Source organism: Aliigemmobacter aestuarii (assembly GCF_004799285.1).
Lineage (GTDB): Bacteria > Pseudomonadota > Alphaproteobacteria > Rhodobacterales > Rhodobacteraceae > Aliigemmobacter > Aliigemmobacter aestuarii.
This window is the reverse complement of record NZ_SSND01000004.1, coordinates 235,598-260,287: the sequence shown is the minus strand read 5'-3', so window position 1 is coordinate 260,287 and position 24,690 is coordinate 235,598. Positions and strand designations below refer to the sequence as shown.

The following is a 24,690-nucleotide window of genomic DNA, read 5'->3' as shown; positions in this document are numbered from 1 at the left end:
CGGTGCAGACAGTCACCCGGACAGGGGCCGGGACGCAAGCGGCGATCGGGTCGGCCGCGCGGGCATCTTCACGGGAAAGAAGGAATGGGGCGGGCGCCGATCCGCGCCCGCCCCAATGTCACCGGATCAGCCCTGCTGCCAGGACTTGATCAGCTCGTCATACGAGATGGTCTCGCCGGCGGGCTTTTCGTTGTCGAGCTTGCCGACGGGCGCGCCGGGCTGGTCGATCCAGTACTGCGGGTCCTGGGGTTCGTTCAGCTTCGGCCCGATGTCGCCCTGGACACCGGCGCGTTCCAGACGCTCCAGCACCTTCTCCTGCTCTTCGCACAGCGCATCCAGCGCCTCCTGCGGGGTCTTGGCCCCCGACATGGCGTCGCCGATGTTCTGCCACCACAGCTGTGCCAGCTTCGGATAGTCCGGAACGTTGGTGCCGGTGGGCGACCACTGCACGCGGGCCGGGCTGCGGTAGAATTCCACCAGGCCGCCCAGCTTCGGCGCACGTTCGGTGAAGCTGTCATGCTGGATGGTCGACTCACGGATGAAGGTCAGGCCGACATGCGACTTCTTCACGTCGACGGTCTTCGAAGTGACGAACTGGGCGTAAAGCCATGCGGCCTGTGCCCGGTCCACCGGGGTGGACTGCATCAGCGTCCAGGAACCGGCGTCCTGATAGCCCACCTTCATGCCGTCCTGCCAGTAGGCGCCGTGCGGCGACGGGGCCATGCGCCACTTCGGCGTGCCGTCGTCGTTCATCACGGGCAGGCCTTCCTTGACCATGTCGGCGGTGAAGGCGGTGTACCAGAACATCTGCTGGGCGATGTTTCCCTGCGCCGGAACCGGACCGGCCTCGCCGAAGGTCATGCCCTGGGCTTCCGGGGGCGTGAACTTCTGCAGCCACTCGATCGCCTTGGTCACGGCATAGACCGCCGCCGCGTCGTTCGTCGCACCGCCCCGCGCCACGCAAGAGCCGACGGGCTGCGAGTTCTCGTTCACGCGGATGCCCCATTCGTCGACCGGCAGGCCGTTGGGTTCGCCCACATCCCCCATGCCGGCCATCGACATCCAGGCATCGGTATAGCGCCAGCCCAGAGAGGGGTCCTTCTTGCCATAGTCCATGTTGCCAAACACGCCCGAGGCAGGCCCGCCGGCATAGGACATGTCGCGACCGGTGAAGAATTCGGCGATGTCCTCGTAGGCGGACCAGTTCAGCGGCACGCCCAGATCATAGCCGTATTTCTCCTTGAAGTCGGCCTTGGTCTTTTCGTCGTTGAACCAGTCATAGCGGAACCAGTAGAGGTTCGCGAACTGCTGGTCAGGCAGCTGATAGACCTTGCCATCCGGGCCGGTGGTGAACTTCAGGCCGATGAAGTCGGCCATGTCGAGGTTCGGGTTGGTGACCGCCGCGCCCTCACCCGCCATCCAGTCGGTCAGGTTGCGGGCCTGCTGATAGCGCCAGTGGGTGCCGATCAGGTCGCTGTCGTTGATGTAGGCGTCATAGATGTTCTCGCCCGACTGCATCTGCGTCTGCAGCTTTTCCACCACGTCGCCTTCGCCGATCAGGTCATGGGTGACCTTGATGCCGGTGATGGCGGTGAAGGCCGGGGCCAGAACCTTGGCCTCGTATTCATGCGTGGTGATGGTTTCCGAAACGACCTTGATCTCCATCCCCGCGTAGGGCTTGGCCGCGTCGATGAACCACTGCATCTCGGCTTCCTGATCCGCACGGCTGAGCGTGGACAGATCGCCGATCTCGGCGTCGAGGAAGGCTTTCGCCGCCTCCATGTCGGCCCAGGCCGGGGCCGAGCCGAAGGCGATCAGCGCAAGCGCCATCGCGGTTGTTGTCTTTCTCAGTCTCATCGTGTTCCTCCCAGAGTGAAGTTTTCCTGTCGTTGTCCTGCCGGGGGGGACGGGTCGCCTCCGCCTCCCCCGGCGCTTTCTTGCCTTGGGTCACACCCAGCGGAACACCGCTGCGGCATAGATCAGGCAACAGATCAGCGCGCCCCAGAGAGGCGGGCCGAAGGCAAAGAGCCAGCCGACGCAAAGGAAGGCCGACCCGAGAAGGGAAATGAACAGCCGGTCGCCGCGCGTCGTCTCGATGCGAAGCACGCCGCGGCGCGGGGTTTCGGGGTAGCGGATCGCCAGCAACGTGAAGAGGATCAGCAGGCAGGCGATGCAGTAGAAGAACAGCGCGACCGGAAAGGTCCATGCCATCCATCCGCCCGGGATCATCGGCGCGAACCAGTCGAAGCTGTCTTCCTTGCGCGGAACGGCCGCAATCAGGCCGGCAAGGACGGCGGCAAGAAGCCCTGCGGTGACAAGATAGACCGTGGTCCAGCGGGTCGAGGTCATCACACCCTCCCCAGGGCAAAGCCCTTGGCGATGTAGTTGCGGACAAAGTAGATCACCAGCGCGCCGGGGATGATGGTCAGCACCCCCGCGGCGGCCAGCACGCCCCAGTCCATCCCCGAGGCGGAAACCGTGCGCGTCATGGTGGCGGCGATCGGTTTCGCGTTGACCGAGGTCAGCGTGCGCGACAGCAGCAGTTCGACCCACGAGAACATGAAGCAGAAAAAGGCCGCCACGCCGATGCCGCTGGCGATCAGGGGCATGAAGATCTTCACGAAGAACCGGCCGAAGCTGTAGCCGTCGATATAGGCGGTTTCGTCGATTTCCTTCGGCACGCCGCGCATGAAGCCCTCAAGGATCCAGACCGCCAGCGGCACGTTGAACAGGCAGTGCGCCAGCGCCACGGCGATATGCGTGTCAAACAGGCCGACCGACGAATAAAGCTGGAAGAAGGGCAGCGCGAAGACGGCGGGCGGGGCCATCCGGTTCGTCAACAACCAGAAGAACAGGTGCTTGTCCCCCATGAAGCTGTAGCGCGAAAAGGCATAGGCCGCCGGCAAGGCCACGGTGATCGAGATCACCGTGTTCATCACCACATAGATGATGGAATTCACATACCCCATGTACCAGCTGGGATCGGTGAGGATCGTGACATAGTTGCGGATCGTGAAATCGGCGGGAAACAGGGTGAAGGTCGAGGTGATCTCGGTATTGGTCTTGAAGCTCATGTTCACGAGCCAATAGATCGGGATCAGCAGGAACAGCAGGTAAAGCGTCATTACCAGGGCGGAGCCGCGCAGGCGCATGTTACTTGCCCTCCTCTTTGTCGAGATTGGTCATCACCGTGTAGAAGACCCAGCTGACCAGCAGGATCACGAGGAAGTACATGATCGAGAAGGCGGCCGCGGGCCCGAGATCGAACTGGCCGACCGCCATCTTCACCAGGTCGATCGACAGGAACGTGGTGGAATTGCCCGGTCCGCCGCCGGTAACGACGAAAGGTTCGGTGTAGATCATGAAGCTGTCCATGAACCGCAGAAGAACCGCGATCAGCAGGACACCCGCCATCTTCGGCAGCTCGATGTAGCGGAACACCGCCCAACGGCTGGCCTGATCGACGCGCGCCGCCTGATAATATGCGTTCGGGATGGATTGCAGGCCCGCATAGCACAACAGCGCCACCAGCGAGGTCCAGTGCCAGACATCCATCACGATCACCGTGATCCAGGCGTCAAGCGGGTCGTTCGTGTAGTTGTAGTCGATCCCGAGTTCCGCCAGGTAATGCCCCAGAAGCCCGATATCGACCCGCCCGAAGATCTGCCAGATGGTGCCGACGACGTTGAACGGAATGAGCAGCGGCAGGGCCATCAGGACAAGGCAGACAGAGGCCCAGAAGCCGCTCTTGGGCATGTTGAGCGCGATATAGATCCCCAGCGGCACCTCGATGGCCAGGATGATGGCCGAAAACAGGATCTGCCGGCCAAGCGCCTCGTGCAGGCGGTTCGATGTGACCATTTCCTCGAACCATTCCAGCCCGGCCCAGAAGAACTGGTTGTTGCCGAAGGTATCGTTGACCGAATAGTTGACCACCGTCATCAGCGGGATGACCGCCGAGAAGGCCACGATCACCAGCACCGGCAGGACCAGGAACCAGGCCTTGTTGTTCTGTGTCTTTTCCATCAGGCGGCCCCCCTCGTGCCGGTCGGGGCGATGCGCCAGTCATCGGCATAGACATTGATGCGTTCGGGCGCGAAGCGGACATGGGTCATGGTCGCACCCACCGGCATCCCCTCGGGCGCGATCACGTTGACCGGGGTTCCCGCGACCTCGCCGCGGATGATGCGGTGGCGGCCGACGTCCTCGACCCGGCGGATGGCGATCGGCAGGCCGCCGCCCTCGGTCAGCAGGCAGTATTCCGGGCGTATGCCGATCTGCGTGCGGCCCGCAACCGGCCCGTAGGACCCGGCCAGCGGGACGACCGCCCCGTTGACCCGCGCCGCGCCGCCGCTGATTTCGGCATCCAGCAGGTTCATCCCCGGCGAGCCGATGAAATAGCCCACGAAGGTATGCGCCGGGGTCTCGAACAGCTCTTCCGGGGTGCCCATCTGCACCACGCGCCCGTCATACATGACCACCACCTTGTCGGCGAAGGTCAGCGCCTCGGTCTGGTCATGGGTGACATAGATCATCGTGTGGCCGAATTCGCGGTGAAGCTGTTTCAGCTGCGTGCGCAATTCCCACTTCATGTGCGGGTCGATCACGGTCAGCGGTTCGTCGAAGAGGATCGCGTTCACGTCCTCGCGGACCATGCCGCGGCCAAGGCTGATCTTCTGCTTGGCATCGGCGGTCAGCCCGCGCGCCTTGCGGTCCAGCATCGCCTCCATCCCGATCATCGCCGCGATCTGGGACACGCGGGCCTTGATGTAGGCCGCGTCCTTGCCGCGGTTGCGCAGCGGAAAAGCGAGGTTGTCGCGCACCGTCATCGTGTCGTAGACGACCGGGAACTGGAACACCTGCGCGATGTTGCGTTCGGCGGTTTCGGCCTCGGTCACGTCGCGGTCGCCGAACAGCACGCGGCCCTGGCTGGGTTTCAGAAGGCCCGAGATGATGTTCAGAAGCGTGGTCTTGCCGCAGCCGGACGAGCCCAGAAGCGCATAGGCCCCGCCGTCCTGCCAGACGTGGTCCATTTCCTTCAGCGCGAAATCCTGTTCGCCGCGCGGATTGGCGTGGTAGCTGTGGGCAAGGTTTTTCAGGGTGATCTGTGCCATGGTCAGGCCGCCGCCGCATAGGCCGCGGGCGCGGCAAGCCGCCCCTCGGCATCGAAGATGTAGACATGCGCCGGATCAAGCCAGACGCTGACCTCGCCGCCCGGCGGCAGGTCGTGCACCCCGTGGACCAGCCCGACCCAGCGATCGGCGCCGTGATCGAGGTGAAGGAAGGTTTCCGATCCGGTGATCTCGCTTACGCCAAGCGTGCAGCGGAATTTCACCGCCTGCCCCGAATGGGTTTCCAGATGCAGGTGATTGGCGCGGAAGCCCGCCATGTAGCGGCCATCGGGCAGCGCGGCGAAGGCGCCGCTGGCCGGGGCTGCGGCATCGATGCCGAAGGTCATGCGCTGCCCGTCCTTCGCGCAGGGCACGAAATTCATCGGCGGATCGCTGAACACCCGCGCCGTGACCGCGTCGGCGGGCTGGCGATAGACCGTCGGTGTCGGGCCGAACTGGGTGACGCGGCCCTCCCACATGGTCGCGGTATTGCCGCCCAGAAGCAGCGCCTCTTCGGGTTCGGTCGTGGCATAGACGAAGATCGCCCCCGACTCCTCGAAGATCCGGGGGATCTCGGCGCGCAGTTCCTCGCGCAGCTTGTAGTCGAGGTTGGCCAGCGGCTCATCCAGAAGGACAAGCCCCGCACCCTTCACCAGCGCCCGCGCCAGCGCGCAACGCTGCTGCTGGCCGCCCGAAAGCTCCAGCGGCTTGCGCTGCAGCATCGGGGTCAGCTTCAGCATCTCGGCCGTCTGGCGCACCGCCCGGTCGATCTCGTCCCGGCCCTTGCCCATCAGGCGCAGGGGCGAGGCGATGTTCTCATAGACGGTCAGGCCCGGATAGTTGATGAACTGCTGATAGACCATCGCCACCTTGCGGTCCTGCACGCGCACGCCGGTCACGTCGCTGCCATCCCAGACAAGACGCCCCGTGCTGGGGGCATCCAGCCCCGCCATCAGGCGCATCAGCGATGTCTTGCCCGACAGCGTGGGGCCAAGAAGGACATTCATCGTGCCCTTCTCAAGCGTCAGCGTGGTGGGCTGGATATGCACCTGCCCCTTCACGACCCGGCTTACGGCTTGCAGTTCCAGTGCCATCCTTCCCCCTCATTCCGCGGCAGGGCTGGACGCCCCGCCGACAGCCGCACCCGACATGAACGCATCCAGCGCGGCGATCTGTTCCCCGGTCATGCGCAGGCCAAGCTTGGTGCGTCGCCAGACCACATCGGCGGCGGCCGAGGCGAATTCATGCACCATCAGCCAGCGCACCTCGGCCTCGGTCAGGGTCGCGCCGAAGTCGCGGCCAAGGTCCGCCGCCGTCCGCGCCGACCCCAGTATGGTCTCGGCCTCGGTTCCGTAGGCGCGGATCATGCGGGCCGCCCAGTAATCGCCCAGAAACGGAAAGCGGCCCTTCAGCCGTTCGGTCAGCGTGGCGACCCCGTCATGCGGGAAATCCCCGCCCGGAAGCGCGACCCGCGCCGTCCAGGGCCCCGTGGCCTGCGGAAAGAAGGGTGCCAGCCGTTCCAGCGCGCTTTCGGCCAGGCGGCGGTAGGTGGTGATCTTGCCGCCGAAGACATTCAGCAGCGGTGCCCCGTTTCCGTCCAGCGACAGCACATAATCGCGCGTCGCCGCCGTGGCAGATTTCGCCCCGTCGTTATAAAGCGGGCGCACGCCCGAATAGGTCCAGACCACATCGGCGACGGTGACGGGCCGGGCGAAATACTGGCTGGCGAAGGCCAGAAGATAGTCGCGTTCCTCGTCCGAACAGGCAGCAGCGCCGGGCGCGCCCTGGTGATCCTTGTCGGTGGTGCCGATCAGGGTGAAATCCTGTTCGTAGGGAATGGCAAAGATGATCCGGCCATCCGTTCCCTGGAAGAAATAGCAGCGGTCGTGGTCGTATAGCTTCCGCGTGACGACGTGCGACCCGCGCACCAGCCGCACCCCTTCGGAAGAATTGATGCGGGCCACGTTGCGGATCACGTCCTCGACCCAGGGACCGCCGGCATTGACCAGCGCGCGGGCGCTGTGGGTGCGCCGGCCGTCGGGGCCTTCGGTGACGACCTGCCACAGATCGCCCGCCCGCGTGGCCGAGACGACCCGCGTGCGCGTCATCACCCGCGCGCCCCGTTCCGCCGCGTCGCGGGCGTTGAGCGAGACGAGCCTTGAGTCCTCGACCCAGCAGTCGGAGTATTCATAGGCCCGCCGAAAGCGCGGCTGCAGGGGCTGCCCCGCCGGATCGCGGCTCAGGTCCAGTGTGCGTGTTGCGGGCAGGATCTTGCGCCCGCCAAGCGTGTCGTAAAGAAACAGCCCCAGCCGGATCAGCCAGGCAGGGCGGCGGCCCTTCATCCAAGGCATCAGCCGCGACAAGAGCCGCCCGGTGGGCGTGTCGCCCTCGAACCGCATGTCGGGGTGATAGGGCAGCACGAAGCGCATCGGCCACGAGATGTGCGGCATGGCGACCAGCAGGGTTTCGCGTTCCTCCAGCGCCTCGCGCACCAGGCGGAACTCGAAATACTCCAGATACCGCAGACCGCCGTGAAACAGCTTGGTCGAGGCCGACGAGGTCGCCTGCGCAAGATCGCCCTGTTCGGCAAGAACGACCGACAGGCCCCGGCCTGCGGCGTCGCGGGCGATTCCGCAGCCGTTGATCCCGCCACCGATGATGAAGAGGTCGGCCACGTCGGGCCTGGTCTTCGCTGTCACGCCAGCTTCCTCCCTGGTTGCGGCAAGGTTGAAACGAATCGTCGGCCGGGGTCAATCCGTATTTTTTCGTTTTTGCGCGCTTATCATTAAAACGAACATCTTCGCACATGCAGAAACCCAGCAACGCTTTGAAATATAGAAATAGTGCGGATTTTCGCGTGTCGCGCTTCTGGGTAGCGGCGCGGATTCCCGTGCGGTTGCAGCGGCGATTTTGCCTTGATCGGCTGGGCGGATTGCGAAATGGATGAGGGATCGACGGCGGCGGAAGGGGCCAACGATGGCGCTGAGTTTTCGGCAGAGCGAGATTCTTGAAATCGCCCGCGCGGACGGTCGCGTGGTGGTCGAGGATCTGGCACAGCGGTTCGACGTGACGCTTCAGACGATCCGCCGCGACCTGTCGGAACTGTCGGACATGGGGCATCTGGACCGCGTGCATGGCGGCGCCGTGCCACGGACCGGGGTGACGAACCTCGGCTATGACCACCGCCGCCAGATGAACGAGGCCGCGAAGGCCGCCATCGCGCGGGCCTGCGCGGCGGCGATCCCGGAAAATTCGTCGCTCATCCTCAACCTCGGCACCACGACCGAGGCCGTCGCGCGTGAACTTCTGGGCCACCGCAACATCACGGTGGTGACGAACAACATGAACGTGGCCAACACGCTGGCCGCCAATCCCGGATGCGAGATCATGGTGGCGGGCGGTGCGCTGCGCCGGTCCGATGGCGGGCTGGTCGGCGACCTGACGACGCAGTTCTTCGGGCAGTTCAAGGTCGACATCGCGGTGATCGGCGCCTCGGCGCTGGACCACGACGGCGACATCCTCGATTTCGACCTGGCCGAGGTCCGGGTGTCGAAGGCGATCATCCGTCAGGCGCGCAAGGTGTTTCTGGTCTGCGACCATTCCAAGCTGGACCGCTCGGCCCCGGCCCGCCTGGCCTCGCTGGCCGAGATCACGACGCTGTTCACCGATCGCCCCCTGCCGCCGGGGCTTGCGCAGAAATGCGCGGAATGGGGCACCACGGTGGTGGTGTCCCCGCCCGATGCCCGCAGCCCTGCCCTGCAGCCCGGCACCCCGCCTGCGCCCTGAAACCCGTTCCGCCTGTCGCGCCCGTCAAATAGCGCCCGTCAAATGGCGCCCGTCAAATGGCGCTTGTCCGGGCGTCGCCGAAGATCGGATCGTTCGCGTCACTGCTGGCCGCGGTCTCGGCCCCGGAAAAGGTGCTGCGCATCGATGCGGCGGGCGTGGACGCGATGGTCCATCAGATCAGTTTTCCAATCTCTTCGGCCGTCAGCACCTTGCCGGTCGAGACGACCTTTTCGTCCACCACCAGTCCCGGCGTCGACATCACGCCATAGGCAGCAATATCGGCAAAGTCGGTGACCTTGACGATCTCGGCATCCTTGCCAGCCGCGGCCACGGCGGCCTTGGCGTTTTCGCCCAGGGCCACGCATTTCTTGCAGCCGGATCCAAGGATCTTGATGATCATGATGCGGTCCTCTCTCAGATGAACCAGTTGGAAATCGCGTTGAAGATCAGCCCGATGGACAGGATGCCAAGCGTCACGACGCCGGTAAAGGTGACCAAAAGCGGCATCTTCACCACGCGCTTCAGCATGATGAGCGAGGGCAGCGACAGGGCGGTCACCGCCATCATGAAGGCCAGCACCGTGCCCAGGCCAACGCCCTTGCCCACCAGCGCCTCGGCAATCGGCAGGGTGCCGAAGATGTCGGCATACATGGGGATCCCCGCCAGCACCGCCACCGGGACCGACCACCACTTGTCCTGTCCCAGAAGGGCCGAAAGAACATCGGCAGGCACCCAGTTGTGGATCGCCGCCCCGATGCCGACACCGACCAGAACAAAGGGCCAGACGCGGTGGACGATTTCCACCACCTGGTCGCGCGCATAGGTCACGCGTTCACCCCGCGTCATGGCCGCGACCTCGCCGCAAACGGGGACGGTGCGGACGAACGCCGCCACCTGATCCTCCAACCCCAGGCGGCCGATGATCGTCCCGCCAAGGATCGCCACCACCAGCCCGACCCCCACATAGGCAAGGGCAATCGGCCAGCTGAAGATCGACGCCAGCAGGATCACCGAGGCCAGATCGACCAGAGGCGAAGAGATCAGGAACGAAAACGTCACCGCCAGCGGCAGGCCCGCGGCGGTGAACCCGATGAACAAGGGGATCGACGAACAGGAACAGAACGGCGTCAGCGTCCCCAGAAGCGCCGCCAGCGTGTTGGCGCCCAGACCTGACCGCCCGCCCAGCATGGCGCGCGTCCGTTCCGGCGGGAAATGGCTTTGGACATAAGAGATGGCAAAGATCAGCACCGACAGCAGGATGAAGATCTTGATCACGTCATAGACGAAGAACTGGACGGACCCGCCAAGCCGCGAGGCCGGGTCCAGCCCGATGGCCGCCACGCCCGCGCCCACCAGATCGTTGAGCCAGGTCATCCGCAGCAGTTGGTCGTTCAGCCAGCCGAACACGCTCATGCCGCCTGCTCCGTCACCATGATCCGCCGCTCCAGCGCGGCTTCGACGAGACGGATCAGGGGCGGCGACAGGTCCGGGTTGATCCGGTAGCGCACCCATTGCGCATCGCGCCGGTCCACGACCAGCCCCGCCTGCCTCAGCACCTGCATGTGCCGCGACATCCGGCTTTGGGTTGCGCCCAGCCTCCGCACAAGCTCGCAGACGCAATGTTCCGACCCGTCGGCCAAAAGGCGCATTGCCTCAAGGCGGGTTGGCTCGGCAAGGGCGGAAAGCGCGGTTACGATCATCCGGTGTGCTCCAACTCATGCGCATCAGCGCATGGGCGGAAGGCGTCCGCCCTGATCTGCGTCAAGCCGCGCCGCAGGTTCCGCCAGGGTTCGGTTGCCCCTGCCCTGCTTCGGGCCTGCCCGCGTCAGATGCGGCTGCGGATCACGCCACGGTCGGCCCGCGGGGGTGAAGGTCGTCGATGACCACGACATGGGCATGATGGGGGCCATGTTCGGCCAGATGCGGGTGGTCAGGCGGAAGGTCCGGATGGGCGTGGGCAATCACGGCCCGGTCATCGGCCGGCCAGAGTCGCAGCACGGCGGCGAGGCCCGCAGCGCCGATGGCGGCAAGGACCAGCGCCGCGGCCGAAAGCCCAGCACCCGCCCCAATCCAGCCCGCAAGCGGATAGGTCACCAGCCAGCAGGCATGGCTCAGGGCGAATTGCGCGGCGAAGACGACACCCCGGTCGGCCTCGCGTGCGGAACGGCTGATGATCCGCCCTATGGGTGTCTGTGTCAGCGAGAAGCCGAAGCCAATCATGGCCCAAAGCACGACAAGCCCCGCCAGGCTGCGCACTGGCGGCACCAGCGCCACGCCTGCAACCATCAGGACAGCGCCGCCGATCATCACCGGACGGTCGGAGAAACGATCAAGGATGCGGGGCAGAAGGAAGGCCGCCAGCATCGACCCCGCCCCAAAGCCCGCGAAGGCCAACGCCACGGATTCCTCGCCGAGCCCCAGCCGGGCCTGCACCAGCACGACAGTGTTCACATAGACCATTGCCCCCGCGGCGGCGACGGCGGCCTCCATCACCATCAACCCGCGCAGGCGCGGGGTGCGGGCATAGATGCGGATCCCCTTGGTCACGTCGGCCCAGAAACGACCGGGCTCTGCCGCCACCCGCGCAGGCAGGCGGGCGGTGACCACCAGAAGGGCCGAGGTGACGAAGCCCGCGACCGTGCCCGCGAACAGCACAGGGAAGCTGACCACTGTCAGCAGGGCCGCCGCCAGCATCGGCGAGGCAAGTTGTTCCAGGTCTTCTGCCAGCCGCAACAGCGACAGGGCGTTTGTGTAGTCATCCTCGTCCTTCAGCACGTCGGGGATGACTGCCTGAAAAGCCGGGGTGAACCCGGCCGAGGCGGCCTGAAGGAAGAATATCAACAGATAGACCTGCCAGACCTCGGTCACGAAGGGCAGGAAGGCGATGACACCCCCCCGGATCAGGTCCAGAGCGACTAGAAACGCCCGCCGCGGCAGGCGTTCGGCGATGGCCGCTGCCACAGGCGCGAGCGTCACATAGGCCACCATCTTGATCGCCAGAGCGGTGCCCAGGACCAGACCCGCATTTTCCCCTGCAAGCTGCCAGGCCAGAAGGCCAAGCGCGACAGTGGCCAGCCCCGTGCCGACCAGCGCCACGACCTGCGCGGCGAAGAGATGGCGGAACGTGGGGTTGCGCAGGGTCCCGAGCATCACAGCAGCTTTGTCAGGGCCTTGATCTCGGCCAGGTCATGCGTGCCTTCGCCGGTCAGGCAATGGTCGATATGGTCATGGATCAGCGCCCGTTTCGCCTCGGCCACCGCCCGTTCGACGGCATGGAGTTGCGTGGCGAGATCGACGCAAGGTCGGCCCTCCTCGATCATGCCGATGACGCGGCGCAGATGCCCCTCGGCGCGCTTCAGGCGTGACGCAATGGCAGGGTGGCTTGCGTGGGTGTGATCATCCGGCATGTCCCCAATCTATCCCCCCCGGGGGGATCAGGCAAGTCGCCCTACAGGGGGCAATTCCCAACAGTAAATAATACAGGCACGGAGACCGACGGTACGGCTGATCGGGTTGACCGGTTCCGCGCCATAGGGCCAAGCGGGACTGCGAATGGCTTTCTCTGCGTCGATGAAGAAGACCTTCAGCCGCCGCAGCCCTCCCTTACGGAGAAGGCAGAGGCTTTTTTTGGGTATCGCGCTCCCGCTGCAGAACCTTGGCCGTACGCTGTGGCCGCTTCAACTTGCCATGGAGGTCGACGGGCGCCTCACTCGGCTCACGGACAGATGCTTCTGGCAGCGCCTTCACCTCAGACCAGCGCACTGCGCCATTCCATCGCGTAACGCGCCAGATCGGCGTCGGCCTCCAGGTGGATCGCCGCATCATCAGTGATGCGCGATGGCGTCGTTCGGGTGACAAGCAGCGCGGCCCCTTGGCTCGTCCCGGTCGCCGACCTTGCCGCCACGACCGGGCAGTTGCTGGCCGCGCCGAGCATTGCCAGATAAGCGCGATTGCGAGCGAATGGCCCTTCGACGATGACCGGACCATCGTGACCAATGAGGTCAAGGCAGGTCGCTGTGGTAAGCGCGAGATAGAACGCGACGGCGGCGGCGCGTTTGCCCGACCCGATGGGTGGCTCTTCGACCGTCCAACGCGAGGTGCGCCCCCGATATGGGCCACAGTCATTCACAATGGCAGGCATCAGCATGATCCTGCCGGACAGGACCTCGGCCATGTCCGCCTCGATCGGTTCGACGGGCGCTCCTGCCAAGGCGAGGTCGTATTCCCGCCCGCCCATGAAACGGGCAGAGGGCACGGGCTGGCCCAATGCGTTCACATTGACCAGCGTATCGCGATCGGGGTCGAACGTCACCGCCGCGCCGCCCACCGACATGGCAATCACCCAGGTTCCGGTCGAAACCACCGAGAATGGTGCACTGCGGCCCAGCAGATACGGCAGCAGGGACGCATTGGAATCGTGGATGCCGACATGCACCGGCGTGTCCGGCGCAAGCCCCGTGCGCCTTGCGATTTCGGGCAAGATCGGCCCAAGAACATCAGCCGAGGGCCGCGCAGGGGCCAGCTTGCCATCGATCCCCAGCGTCTTGACCAGTGAAGAGAAACAGCCCTTTGTCGGGTTCCACAGATCCGTGTGACATCCAAGCGAGGTCACGTCCGTGGCGGCGACACCGGTCAGCCGGAACCCCCAGTATTGCGGATAGGTGACAATGGTCGCGGTGTGCGCCTTGAGATCCCGATCGGTTGCGAACATCCAGTGAAGCTGTGCGCCGAGGTTCAGACCCATGCCGAGACGGGGCGAACCGGTTTCCCGGAACGGCGGGCGGATCCGGTCATAGGCAGCGGCAGTTTCGTCAGGCCCTGTATGTTCATAGTCCAGCATGGGCGCGGCGAGGTTTCCGGCAGGGTCGAGCAGAACGGCCGAGGCCCCGTGCGTCGTCACCGAGATCACATCGACACCATGGTCGCGGTGAAAGTTCGCGAGCGCCTCGAGGAGGAAGTTCCAGTGTCCCTCCAGATCGAAATGCGGCCAGGGCGGCCCGGGCAGAACCCTGTTGGGTCGGGTGACCACGGCGATCTCGGACAGCGTATCGAGGTCGACCAGCGCAAGCTTGGCGTTGGTCTTGCCGATGTCGATGACCGCAACGTGTTTCCGACTTGCGATCATGGCATGTGGAAGACGGTTTCGAGCGGCACCGAAACGGGCTCGTTGTCCGGCTTCGTTTCCATGATGTCGGCCATATGCGCCCACCAGCGCTGCATGATCGGATGCGCCGGAAGTTCGTCCATCGTGTGATCGTCGATCCGCCAAAGCACGCCGAAAAGGGTGTTCGTCTCCTCGTCGAGGTGGATCGAGTAGTCGGATACCCCGGCCGCGTGGAGAAGCGCTACCAGTTCCGGCCAGATCTCGTCGTGGCGCTTGATGTACTCGGCTTTCATGCCGGGGTTCAGCCGCATCTTGAAGGCATGTTTCTGCATCAGTGCCTCCGCCACATGGTCCACAGCCGCGGCAGGGCGATCACCGCGATCAGCATCGCGCCGATGAAGATCGACATGACGATGCCGGGAACGTTGAGAAGACCCAGACCGAAGGTGACAAGTCCCATCACGAAAGCCGCGATCACCACACCGGGGATCGAGCCGGAGCCGCCGAGAATGCTGACCCCGCCCAGCACAACCATCGTCACCACCTCAAGCTCCCAGCCGACGGCGATGGACGGACGGGTAGAACCGAGACGGGAGGTGAGGCAGATCGCGGCGATGCCCGACATCAGCCCGGTGAGCAGGAACAGCGTGAACTTGACCCTTTGAACCCTGATGCCAGAGAACACGGCGCCCGTCGGGTTGTTGCCGATGGCGTAAATCGCTCGGCCAAAGTTGGTCTTGTGCAGGACGATGCCATAGATCACCGCGAGCACTGCGAAAAGGACGAGTTCAAACGACAAAACCCACCAGACATAGCCCTGACCGAAATAGGCGAAGCTTTCGGGATAGCCGCGATACGCCTGATCGCCGAGCACGATGAAGGCGATGCCACGGAACAGGCTCATTGTCCCGATGGTCACCACGATCGACGGCAGACCCAGGCGCGTGACGAGAAACCCGTTGAATGCGCCCGCGGCAAGGCCGACGCCCAGCCCGATCGCCACCAGCCCCGGGGTGCCGACACCGAGTTGCACCGCCGCACCCATGGCCGTTGAAGCAAGAGCGATGATGGAAGCGACCGAGAGGTCGATCTCGCCTGAGATGATGAGGAGCGCCATGGCAAAGGCGATCATCGCCTTCTCGGTGAAGTTGAACGTCGCGTCGCTGAGGTTCCAGGCGTTGAGGAAATAGGGCGAAGCGAAAGAGTTGGCGATGAAGATCGCAACCGCCACGCCGAGCAACAGGGTCTCCCAGCTCTTCAGCCTGCGGGCAAGCGGCGATTGCAGGCGATCGGGAACGAAATGCGAGGTGCTGTTCATGCGGCGTGCTCCGCGCTCTTGAGGATGACCCGGCCCTTGGTCTTGCTTGCCTGCGCGTTGAAGGCGATGGCGACGATGATTGCGGCGCCGGAGATGGCCATCTGCCAGAAGGGCGAAATGTCGATAACGGGGAGGGCGTTGTTGATGACGCCAAGGAACAGCGCGCCGAGCAGGGCACCGATGACCGTGCCAACCCCGCCGACAATCGAGATGCCGCCAATCACGCAGGCCGCGACAACAGTAAGCTCGAAGCCACCGGCGATGTCGACGTAGGCGACGGCGTAGCGCGATACCCAGAGATATCCGGTGAGGCCCGCCAGCGCGCCCGAAATCGTGTAAGCCCAGAACTGGGTGCGGCCGACATTGATTCCGGTGTAGACCGCTGCATGCGGGTTTCCTCCGACCGCGTAGATGGCCCGGCCCAGCGTGGTGCGGGTCATCAGCACGTAGAACGCGATCACGGCGACGATGGCGACCCAACTCAGCACCGGCAGGCCAAGAAACTGGGTCCTGGGGAAGGCCTTGAATGCAGGCGACATTTCGTGGGCGTTCACCCACTTGCCTTCGGAAAGAAGGAAAATGATGCCGCGGTAGATCGTCATCGTGCCAAGCGTCACGACGATCGGCGGGATGCTCAGCAACCACACGAGCAGTCCGTTGAACGCACCCATCAGCGTGCCAAGCAGAACGGCGACGGTCACGATAACCGGCACCGGCACACCCGGTGCCGCGACGTTGATCATTGCCACGACCATGCCGGTGAGCGCCAGATTGGCAGCCACCGAAAGGTCGATGCACTTGGTCAGAATCACCACCATCTGCCCGAGTGCGAGCAGGATGAGCGGCGAGGTATCGTTGAACACGCCCGCAAGGTTCGACGGCGCGACGAATGCCGGGAAACGGGTGGCGATCAATGCGAGCAACACCAGGATCGCGCCGAAAAGGATCGCTTCGCGGGAAGTGGCAAGGCGTTTCATCATGTCTTAGCCCTCGCTGATGCCCGCGGCGTGGCGGACGAGTGTTTCGGGGGTTCTGTCGTCGCCGCTGACCTCGGCGACGATCCGCCCCTCGCGCATCACGAGGATCCGGTCCGACATGCCGAGCACTTCGGGGATCTCGGACGAAACCATGATGACCGCGAGGCCCTCGGCGGCGAGTTCGGCCATGAACTCATGCACTGCGGCCTTGGAGCCGATATCGATGCCCTTGGTCGGCTCGTCGAGGATGATCACTTTCGGCCGCGTCGCGAGCCATTTCGCGATCACGACCTTTTGCTGGTTTCCGCCCGACAAGTTCTCGACGTTCGTATCGAGAGAGGCGGCACGCAGATCGAGGCGCTCGGTGTACTCACGGGCGAGTTTGAATTCTTCTGCGAGGCGCAGGAAGCCGCGCCTGGATGTGCGCGAGATCGAGGGAAGCGTGACGTTCTGAAAGATCGGCAGCGCGGTGATCGCCCCCTGCTTGCCACGATCTTCCGGCACATAGACGATCCCGGCCGCGACCGCATCCGCCGGCGAATGGATCAAAGTAGTCTGGCCGTCGATCCGGATTTCGCCCCTCGTGGGGCGCGTAATACCGAAAAGCGCCTGCATCAACTCTGACCGCCCCGCGCCCACGAGGCCGTAGAAACCGAGGATTTCGCCTTTCTTCAGGGAAAAGGCGATGTCTGCGAACTCGGTCGGGTGATCGTAGCCGGAAACCTCAAGAACCGTGTCCCCGAATACGGGAGTGCGGTCGGGGAAAACATGCGAGACATCGCGACCGACCATCATCTTGACCAGAGTGTCGTTGGTCACGTCGGCGATCTTGCCTTCGCCAACGAACTGGCCGTCGCGGAATACCGTGAAGTTGTCGGCGATCCGGAAGATTTCGTCGAACTTGTGGCTGATGAACAGGATCGCCTTGCCCTGCGCCTTCAACTGTTCGACAAGTGCGTAGAGTTCCTGGATTTCCTTGTGCGATAGGGCGGCTGTCGGCTCGTCCATGATCACCACGCGCGCATCGATCGAAAGCGCACGGGCGATGGCCACAAGGTGCTTGTTGGCGATGCCCAGATCCTTGAGCTTGTGGGACGGGTCGATTTCGGCGCCGATCTCGTCAAGAAGCGCACGGGCCTTGCGCATGAGTTCGGGCCAGTCGATCAGGCCGAAACGCCCGCGCGGGGCATGGCCGAGAAAGATGTTCTCGGCCACCGACAATTCGTCGAAGAGGACCGTCTCCTGATGGATCGCAGTGATCCCCGCGTCGGCGGCAGCCTGCGCGGTGGGAAACCGGGTCTCGGCGCCGTCCACCAGAATACGGCCCTCGGTGGGCTGGTAGATGCCGGTGAGGATCTTCACGACCGTGGACTTGCCGGCACCGTTCTCGCCGACCAACGCGGTGACCTGCCCGGGAAAGAGGCTGAGCGAGACGTCTGATAACGCTTTGACGCCGGGGAACGTCTTGGTGATGCCATCGAGGGCGAGGATGGGCGCGGGTTCAGTCACGGCTCGGGTCTCGCTCTGGAGCTGGGATTTCGCCAACGTGGCTTGGCCATACCACGCGGCTGACGTGGCAAACCCTGGCGCGGATGTCGTCCGCGCCAGGGTCGGGAGGAGCCGATCAGAAGATCGACTTGAACTGTTCGATGTTCGACGCGTCGTAGGTGAACGGATCCGACATCGCACCGGTGTTCGTGTCGTCCAGCGTCACGCTGCCGATCCGGCCCATCGAGATCGAGGCGCCGGGCTCTGCCTTCGCGTTCCCGGAGGCCAGTTCATGGGCGATGTAGGTCGCCGCGTAGCCGAGGTCGATCGGGTTCCAGATCGCGAAACTCTCGGTTGCACCCGACTCGACACAGCCGGCCATTTCCGACGGCAGGCCAAGGCCGGTGACGTTGACTTGGCCGATCTTGCCGGCGTCGGTCACGGCCTGGCAGGCGGCGAGGATGCCCACGGTGGTCGGCGCGATGATCGCCTTGAGGTCGGGGTAGGTCGCCATCAGGCCTTCCGCTTCGCGGTAGGACTTGTCGGACAGGTCATCGCCGTAGACGGTGGCGACAAGGTTGATGCCCGGGTAGTTCGGCAAAACGGCCTTGGCGGCTTCGATCCAGGCGTTCTGGTTGGTCGCGGTGGCGGTGGCCGAAAGGATTGCGACGTCGCCGCCATCCGGCATGTGGTCGGCAGCCAGCTTGATGATCGTGTTGCCGATGAGTTCGGTCGACGACGGGTTGAGGTGCATCATGCGGCCGTCCGGCGCCACGCCCGAGTCCCACGAGATCACGGTGATGCCACGGTCCATCGCCTTTTTCAGCGCCGGCACCAGCGCGTCGGCGTCGTTGGCCGAAACCGCAATCGCATTCACGCCCTGCGCGATCAATGCGTTGATCACCTCGATCTGCCCTTCGGCGGTGGTGTCGGTCGGGCCGGTATAGATGATCTCGGTGTTGCCGAGTTCGGCGGCAGCTTCTTCGGCGCCCTTGGCCGCGGCTTCGAAGAAGCCGATCCCAAGCGCCTTTACCACCAGCGCGACGCGCATCTCATCGGCATGCGCGGCGGTGGCGGTCATGGCGGCCATGACAGCCACGGTGGACATGATCTTTTTTTTGACACTCATTCGCTTTCTCCCTGAGTGAAAAACAAGGCGGTCAAGAGGCCGCCTCCTCCTCCTTCTGACCGGCACCGGACTGGGCGATGATCAGTTTCACATCGACCGCCTCGAGCATTTTGGCTGCGCGATCCGATATTCCTTCATCCGTGATAACCGTATCGATCCTGCTGAGCGGACAAAGGACCAGGCTAGAACGGTTTTCGAATTTCGTGCTGTCGACGAGAACCACCAGCTCGTCGGCCTGGCCGATCAGTTTCTGTTCGGCCTGGATCAGCAGCGGGTCGGCCTCCATCAGGCCCAGCGGCCCCAGCCCCTGCGCGCCCATGAACATGCGGCGGGCATAGAAATTGCGCGTCACGTCGTTTTCGAACGGGCTCAGGATGATGTTCTGTTCGCGGTAGATCACCCCGCCCGGCACCATGATCGTGTTCTTCGAATGCTTGAGAAGGTGGTCGGCGATCGGAACCGAATTGGTGAAGATCTGCATCCGGCGGCCGGCCAGCGGGTGCACCATCTGGAAGGTCGTGGTGCCGCCGTTGATGATGATCGGCTCACCGTCGCTGCAAAGATCGGCCGCGGCGCGCGCGATTGCTTGCTTTTGCTTGATCCTGAGCGTTTCGTTCACGACGAAGGTCCGGCCCGCAAGCCCGACGAACTGCGGCGGGCTGATCGCCTCTGCGCCACCATGCACCCGACGCAGCTTTTTCTGCATGTGCAATGCCGCGATGTCGCGCCGGATCGTCGCCGCAGAAACACCAGTCAGGTTCACCAGATCAGGCACGGTGACGACCGGTCGGTCCTGCACTGCCGATAGAATAAGCCTGTGGCGCTCAGATTCGTGCATTTTATCCTCCCTTGGCGACACAAACTGTAGGATCCACCCCTTTGTGTCAATCACGAATCATCATTATCAATCATTCTGCAGTGCAGCATGATTGTTTGTGATCGTTCGAGATTGACATTTGCGCGAAGTGGAAGCAGTTTGCCGTCAATCTTGAAACGCGGCGCGAGGCGCCTACTGGGAGGATCGCATGCTGAAAACCGTCAAGAACCAACCGCTGGTGAACGGCTGGGACGACGCGCGCGCGGTCAAGATGAGCGAGGCGGAAAAGCTGCTTTACCGCTCGAACCTGCTCGGCTCCGACAAGCGGATCACCAACTATGGCGGCGGCAACACTTCGGCCAAGGTGATGGAGAAGGACCCCCTCACCGGCGAGATGGTCGAGGTGCTCTGGGTCAAGGGGTCGGGCGGCGATGTCGGCTCGATCAAGATGGACGGCTTCGCGACGCTCTACATCAGCAAACTGAACGCCCTGAAAGGCGTCTATCGCGGCGTCGAGTTCGAGGACGAGATGGTGGATTACCTGCCCCATTGCACGTTCAACCTCAACCCGCGCGCCGCCTCGATCGACACGCCATTGCACGCTTACGTCCCCAAGAAACACGTCGATCACATGCATCCCGATGCCGTGATCGCCATTGCGGCGGCAAAGAACTCGCGCGAGTTGACGGCCGAAATCTACGGCCAGGAGATCGGGTGGCTGCCGTGGAAGCGCCCAGGCTACGAACTGGGGCTCTGGCTCGAGAAATTCTGCCTCGAGAACCCCGAGGCCAAAGGTGTGGTGCTGGAAAGCCATGGGTTGTTCACCTGGGCCGATGATGCGAAGGACTGCTACGAACTGACCCTCGCGGTGATCCAGAAGGCGCAGGACTGGTTTGCAGCGCAGACCGAGGGCAAACCTGCCTTTGGCGGCGCCAGGCACGAAAGCCTCGATCCCGCAGGCCGGCGCGCCGTTGCCGCCCGGCTGATGCCGGCGATCCGCGGAATGGTGTCTGGACTCCAGCACATGGTCGGCCATTTCGACGATCAGGACGCGGTTCTGGAATTCGTCAATTCGAACCGCCTTGACGCGCTTGCGGCCCTTGGCACCTCCTGCCCCGATCACTTCCTGCGCACCAAGATCCGCCCGCTGGTCGTGGCCTTCGACCCCGCGCAAGGCAATATCGACGCCGTGCTCGACGGCCTTCCGGCGCAGGTCGCGGCCTACCGCGAGGACTACAAGGCCTATTTCGAACGCTGCAAACATGACAACAGCCCGGCGCTGCGCGACCCCAACGCGGTGGTCTACCTCGTTCCCGGCGTCGGCATGATCACCTTCGCCAAGGACAAGGCGACGGCGCGGATTTCCGGAGAGTTCTACGTCAACGCGATCAACGTGATGCGCGGGGCCTCGACGGTCAGCGAATATGTCGGGCTGCCAGAGCAGGAAGCCTTCGACATCGAGTATTGGCTGCTCGAAGAGGCCAAGCTGCAGCGCATGCCAAAGCCGAAATCGCTTGCCGGTCGCATCGCGCTGGTCACGGGTGGCGCCGGAGGCATCGGCTCGGCCACGGCCGAGAAATATCTCTCCGAGGGGGCCTGCGTGATGCTCGCCGACATCAACGACGAGAGCCTGAAATCGACGTACGACACCCTCTCGCAGCGCTATGGCCGGGATGTGGTGCGCATGGTGAACATGAACGTCACCGACGAAGCCGCTGTGGCGCGGGCCTATGCAGAGATCGCGGTAGAGTTCGGCGGCGTCGACATCCTCGTTTCGAACGCCGGGATCGCGTCATCCGCCCCGGTCGAAGAGACCACGCTGGCACTTTGGAGCAGGAACATGGACATCCTGTCCACCGGCTACTTCCTTGTATCGCGCGAAGCGTTCAAGCTGCTGCGCGCGCAAGGCATCGGCGGTTCCATCGTCTTCATCGCGTCGAAGAATGGCCTCGCCGCCTCGCCCAACGCCTCGGCCTATTGCACCGCGAAGGCCTCAGAAATCCACCTCGCCCGCTGTCTGGCGCTCGAAGGGGCGGAAGCCGGCATCCGGGTTAATGTCGTCAACCCCGATGCGGTGCTACGCGGGTCCAAGATCTGGGAAGGCGAATGGCTGGAACAGCGCGCCTCGACCTACGGCACCGACAAGGGCGGCCTTGAGGAGATGTACCGCCAGCGTTCGATGCTGAAACGCTCGGTCTTCCCTGAAGACATTGCTGAAGCCGCGTATTTCTTTGCATCCGATCTGTCGGCCAAGTCCACCGGCAACATCATCAACGTCGACGCCGGCAACAAGGAAGCGTTCACCCGCTGACATTTCGGGGCGGCTCTGCGCCGCCCCTGCAATCCGCCGCCGGGAGGGCAAGATGCGGCTTGGCCAGTGCCACAACGTCCGGGATGTCCGTGAACTGGCGCCGCACCGCCTGCCGCAATCCTGTCGAACCGCGGCGGATGCCAGATCGACGGCTTCTGTCCGCCCTTCGACGGGCTCGCCGGGGTGCTCGACACCACAGCGGGCCAGAGCGAGGTGATCATGCCGTCAGGCATCCGGCGCAGTGCCCGCATCGTCAAGGCCGTCGCAATGGGCACGAAGGCGACAGGAATAGGGCGGGGGTCCTGTCTGTTCCCGCTGGCGGCCGCCGGCAAGGCCGCAGTCGAAACGATGCCGGGCCTTCTCAAGGGCGAAGTCACTCGCGGCATCCGGCCGATGGGCGCGGCCTTGATGGCAGGCCCGGGCCCCGACAACCTGCGGTTTCCCTAACCGCCTGCAAGGAGAAACGAGATGAAGAATTCCTACAATGCCGCGCGCGAGGTCTTCGCCGGCTGGGGGGTGGACACCGAGGCGGCCATTTCGGCGCTCGCGACGATCCCGATCTCGATGCATTGCTGGCAGGGCGACGATGTGGTGGGCTTCGAGAAGAAGTCCGGCACATCCGGCGGCGGCATCCAGGCCACCGGCAACCATCCGGGCCGCGCCCGCAACCCGGACGAACTGCGCGCGGACCTGGAATTCGCGTATTCGAAGATCCCCGGCAAGCACCGGCTGAACCTGCACGCGTTCTACCTTGACACCGACGAACGCCCGGACCGCGACGCGATCGAGTATCGCCATTACGCCCCGTGGGTCGACTGGGCAAAGGAGCAAGGCCTCGGTCTCGACTTCAATCCGACCTTCTTTGCCCATGCCAAGGCTGACGATAACCTGACGCTCTCGCACCCCGATGCGGGCATCCGCGCCTTCTGGATCGAGCACGGGCAGCGCACCCGCGAGATCGCGGCGCGCATCGGCGAGGCACTGGGCTCGCCTGCAGTCAACAACATCTGGGTGCCCGACGGCTACAAGGATAACCCCGTGGACCGGATGGCTGCGCGCCGCAGGCTTGAGGCATCGCTCGACACGATGCTGGCGGAAAAGCACGACAAGGCGCACATGCTCGACGCGGTGGAGTCCAAGCTTTTCGGCATCGGCGTTGAGGCCTGCACCGTCGGCAGCCATGAATTCTACATGGGCTATGCGATCAAACGCAAAACGCTCCTCTGCCTCGACATGGGCCACTTCCACCCCACCGAGAACATCGCCGACAAGCTGAGCTCGGTGGCCCTCTCGGTGGACGAACTTCTGCTGCACGTCTCTCGCCCGATGCGCTGGGACAGCGACCATGTGATCCTGCAGGACGACTCGATTTTGCAAATGGCGCAGGAACTGGTGTTCGGAGGGCTGCTCGCCCGGACCCATATCGGGCTCGATTTCTTCGACGCTACCATCAGCCGCACCGCGGCTTGGGTGATCGGCACCCGCAACATGCAAAAGGCGCTCTTGCGCGCGCTCTTGCTGCCTCAGGAAAAGTTGAAACGGGTCGAGGAAAACCTCGACTGGACCAGCCGCCTGCTCCTGACCGAAGAGGCACGCGATCTGCCTTTCGCAGCGGTCTGGGAGGAGTTTTGCGCCCGCAACGGCGTGCCCACGGGCCTTGGCCTGATCGCTGACCTCGACACCTACCAGGCATCGGTCGCGGGGAGGATCTGACTTGGCCGCCTTCACCCACCCGATCAGTTTCGTCAAGGAAGCGGCGCCTTTCATTCATCTGTGCTGGGAAATGGGCTGGAACGAGGCCAATGGTGGCAATTTCTCGTGGCGCCTGCCCACCGAGGAAATCGCCGGCCTCCTTGCGCGGCACTACCCGGAGCTTCAGCCCGGCCCCCCCGTGCCAATGCCCATCGACGAGCCCAACCTCGATGGTGAGTATTTCCTCGTCACCGGATCGGGCCAGTTCTTTCGCCACGCACTCGAACGCCCGAACCAGGTCTTTGGCATCGTCCAGATCGTGGAGGGCGGAAAGGCCTGGCGGCAGGTCTGGGGTTTCAGCTCCGGGGCCAAGCCGACCTCGGAATTCGCGACCCACCTGGTCGCCCACGCCATACGCAAGCGGATCTCGAACGGGCGCGAGCGGATGATCCTGCATGCACACCTGCCGGAGTTCATCGCGCTTTCGTTCCTTGAAGACCTCGACAGCCGGCAGCTGACCCGCGCGTTGTGGGAGAAGATGCCCGAGTGCATCGTGATCTTCCCCGACGGCGTGCGTGTGGTGCCGCTCTTGCTTCCCGGCACGGTCGAAATCGCCGAAGCCTCGGCAGTCGAGCTTGAGAAATCGCGCATCATTTCATGGAGCCATCACGGTATCTTCGTGTCCGAGGAAAACCCGGACAAGCTGTTCGGCCTCGCGGAGACGATCGAGAAAGCCGCTGCGATCCATCGTCGCGTGCTGTCGGCAGGCGGGCCAAGGCGGGCGATCTCGGATGACATCCTGCGCGAGCTGGCCACCAAGTTCGGTCACATCATGGTGGCAAAGCCGGAGTGGATCGACCGGGCGTGACCTCGACGGGTGATGGATGGGCCGGGGCGCCTGCCGGCATCGGGAAAGGGGCCCGGATCGTTGCACTTGCCGCGTGTGATCCAGCGACC

General features: G+C 64.1%; 24 protein-coding genes. 5 read left to right on the top strand and 19 right to left on the bottom strand.

Translation table 11 applies throughout. The annotated features are described in order from the left end of the window. Positions 1-126: 126 nt before the first annotated feature. The 7 genes from E7811_RS14840 to glpD all read right to left on the bottom strand — a co-directional run bounded on the left by E7811_RS14840 (position 127) and on the right by glpD (position 7,810). A complete protein-coding gene (locus tag E7811_RS14840) occupies positions 127-1,857 on the bottom strand; it encodes an ABC transporter substrate-binding protein (RefSeq protein ID WP_136395439.1) in 1,731 nt (576 codons plus the stop codon). A gap of 90 nt (positions 1,858-1,947) precedes the next feature. After that, positions 1,948-2,349 (bottom strand): DUF2160 domain-containing protein, encoded by a 402-nt coding sequence (locus E7811_RS14835; protein WP_211092124.1) that lies wholly within the window; start codon positions 2,347-2,349, stop codon positions 1,948-1,950. Beyond that, the gene (locus tag E7811_RS14830) at positions 2,349-3,152 is read right to left on the bottom strand and encodes a carbohydrate ABC transporter permease (protein WP_136395438.1); all 804 of its coding nucleotides are present in this window, start codon (positions 3,150-3,152) and stop codon (positions 2,349-2,351) included. Before E7811_RS14830 ends, E7811_RS14835 begins: the two co-directional genes overlap by 1 nt. A 1-nt stretch (position 3,153) precedes the next feature. Further along, entirely contained in the window at positions 3,154-4,026 is an 873-nt protein-coding gene (locus E7811_RS14825) for a carbohydrate ABC transporter permease (protein WP_136395437.1), read from the bottom strand. Next, complete coding sequence (locus tag E7811_RS14820; RefSeq protein WP_136395436.1) at positions 4,026-5,114, bottom strand: ABC transporter ATP-binding protein; 1,089 nt, start codon at positions 5,112-5,114, stop codon at positions 4,026-4,028. The genes E7811_RS14825 and E7811_RS14820 overlap by 1 nt, the downstream gene beginning before the upstream one ends. Positions 5,115-5,116: 2 nt before the next feature. Beyond that, positions 5,117-6,205, bottom strand: a complete 1,089-nt coding sequence (locus tag E7811_RS14815; RefSeq protein ID WP_136395435.1) for an ABC transporter ATP-binding protein — start codon at positions 6,203-6,205, stop codon at positions 5,117-5,119. Positions 6,206-6,214: 9 nt separating this feature from the next. Beyond that, positions 6,215-7,810 (bottom strand): glycerol-3-phosphate dehydrogenase, encoded by a 1,596-nt coding sequence (gene glpD, locus E7811_RS14810; RefSeq protein WP_136395434.1) that lies wholly within the window; start codon positions 7,808-7,810, stop codon positions 6,215-6,217. A 277-nt stretch (positions 7,811-8,087) separates the two neighbouring features. On the opposite strand from glpD, the gene E7811_RS14805 reads away from it, so the two are divergent. Next, on the top strand, positions 8,088-8,897 hold the full coding sequence (locus E7811_RS14805; RefSeq protein ID WP_136395433.1) for a DeoR/GlpR family DNA-binding transcription regulator: 810 nt from the start codon (positions 8,088-8,090) through the stop codon (positions 8,895-8,897). A gap of 172 nt (positions 8,898-9,069) precedes the next feature. Here the strand turns inward: E7811_RS14805 and E7811_RS14800 are convergent, their stop codons facing one another. The 12 genes from E7811_RS14800 to E7811_RS14745 form a co-directional block, all read right to left on the bottom strand. Further along, a complete protein-coding gene (locus E7811_RS14800; protein ID WP_136395432.1) occupies positions 9,070-9,297 on the bottom strand; it encodes a thioredoxin family protein in 228 nt (75 codons plus the stop codon). A gap of 14 nt (positions 9,298-9,311) precedes the next feature. Continuing rightward, positions 9,312-10,310 (bottom strand): permease, encoded by a 999-nt coding sequence (locus E7811_RS14795; protein ID WP_136395431.1) that lies wholly within the window; start codon positions 10,308-10,310, stop codon positions 9,312-9,314. Beyond that, positions 10,307-10,597 carry an ArsR/SmtB family transcription factor gene (locus E7811_RS14790; protein WP_168733046.1) on the bottom strand — a complete coding sequence of 97 codons (291 nt, stop codon included), beginning with the start codon at positions 10,595-10,597 and terminating at the stop codon, positions 10,307-10,309. The genes E7811_RS14795 and E7811_RS14790 overlap by 4 nt, the downstream gene beginning before the upstream one ends. 142 nt (positions 10,598-10,739) lie before the next feature. Next, the gene (locus E7811_RS14785) at positions 10,740-12,047 is read right to left on the bottom strand and encodes an MFS transporter (RefSeq protein ID WP_136395430.1); all 1,308 of its coding nucleotides are present in this window, start codon (positions 12,045-12,047) and stop codon (positions 10,740-10,742) included. After that, positions 12,047-12,304 carry a metal-sensing transcriptional repressor gene (locus tag E7811_RS14780; protein ID WP_136395429.1) on the bottom strand — a complete coding sequence of 86 codons (258 nt, stop codon included), beginning with the start codon at positions 12,302-12,304 and terminating at the stop codon, positions 12,047-12,049. The genes E7811_RS14785 and E7811_RS14780 overlap by 1 nt, the downstream gene beginning before the upstream one ends. Positions 12,305-12,645: 341 nt before the next feature. Continuing rightward, complete coding sequence (locus E7811_RS14775) at positions 12,646-14,019, bottom strand: FGGY-family carbohydrate kinase (RefSeq protein WP_136395590.1); 1,374 nt, start codon at positions 14,017-14,019, stop codon at positions 12,646-12,648. Next, complete coding sequence (rhaM, locus tag E7811_RS14770; RefSeq protein ID WP_211092123.1) at positions 14,019-14,333, bottom strand: L-rhamnose mutarotase; 315 nt, start codon at positions 14,331-14,333, stop codon at positions 14,019-14,021. Before rhaM ends, E7811_RS14775 begins: the two co-directional genes overlap by 1 nt. After that, complete coding sequence (locus E7811_RS14765) at positions 14,333-15,319, bottom strand: ABC transporter permease (protein ID WP_136395428.1); 987 nt, start codon at positions 15,317-15,319, stop codon at positions 14,333-14,335. The genes rhaM and E7811_RS14765 overlap by 1 nt, the downstream gene beginning before the upstream one ends. Next, entirely contained in the window at positions 15,316-16,299 is a 984-nt protein-coding gene (locus E7811_RS14760; protein ID WP_136395427.1) for an ABC transporter permease, read from the bottom strand. Before E7811_RS14760 ends, E7811_RS14765 begins: the two co-directional genes overlap by 4 nt. Positions 16,300-16,302: 3 nt before the next feature. After that, positions 16,303-17,805 carry a sugar ABC transporter ATP-binding protein gene (locus E7811_RS14755; protein WP_136395588.1) on the bottom strand — a complete coding sequence of 501 codons (1,503 nt, stop codon included), beginning with the start codon at positions 17,803-17,805 and terminating at the stop codon, positions 16,303-16,305. 115 nt (positions 17,806-17,920) lie between these two features. Further along, complete coding sequence (gene rhaS, locus E7811_RS14750; RefSeq protein WP_136395426.1) at positions 17,921-18,913, bottom strand: rhamnose ABC transporter substrate-binding protein; 993 nt, start codon at positions 18,911-18,913, stop codon at positions 17,921-17,923. A gap of 31 nt (positions 18,914-18,944) precedes the next feature. Continuing rightward, on the bottom strand, positions 18,945-19,751 hold the full coding sequence (locus E7811_RS14745; RefSeq protein WP_136395587.1) for a DeoR/GlpR family DNA-binding transcription regulator: 807 nt from the start codon (positions 19,749-19,751) through the stop codon (positions 18,945-18,947). Between the two features lie 187 nt (positions 19,752-19,938). On the opposite strand from E7811_RS14745, the gene E7811_RS14740 reads away from it, so the two are divergent. The 4 genes from E7811_RS14740 to rhaD all read left to right on the top strand — a co-directional run bounded on the left by E7811_RS14740 (position 19,939) and on the right by rhaD (position 24,601). Further along, positions 19,939-22,041: a bifunctional rhamnulose-1-phosphate aldolase/short-chain dehydrogenase gene (locus tag E7811_RS14740; RefSeq protein WP_136395425.1), complete on the top strand. Its 2,103-nt coding sequence runs from the start codon at positions 19,939-19,941 to the stop codon at positions 22,039-22,041. 117 nt (positions 22,042-22,158) lie between these two features. Continuing rightward, a complete protein-coding gene (locus E7811_RS18395; protein ID WP_136395586.1) occupies positions 22,159-22,488 on the top strand; it encodes an alpha-hydroxy-acid oxidizing protein in 330 nt (109 codons plus the stop codon). A 21-nt stretch (positions 22,489-22,509) separates the two neighbouring features. Continuing rightward, on the top strand, positions 22,510-23,754 hold the full coding sequence (locus E7811_RS14730) for an L-rhamnose isomerase (RefSeq protein WP_136395424.1): 1,245 nt from the start codon (positions 22,510-22,512) through the stop codon (positions 23,752-23,754). A gap of 1 nt (position 23,755) precedes the next feature. After that, the gene (gene rhaD / locus E7811_RS14725; RefSeq protein WP_136395423.1) at positions 23,756-24,601 is read left to right on the top strand and encodes a rhamnulose-1-phosphate aldolase; all 846 of its coding nucleotides are present in this window, start codon (positions 23,756-23,758) and stop codon (positions 24,599-24,601) included. Positions 24,602-24,690 lie beyond the last annotated feature (89 nt).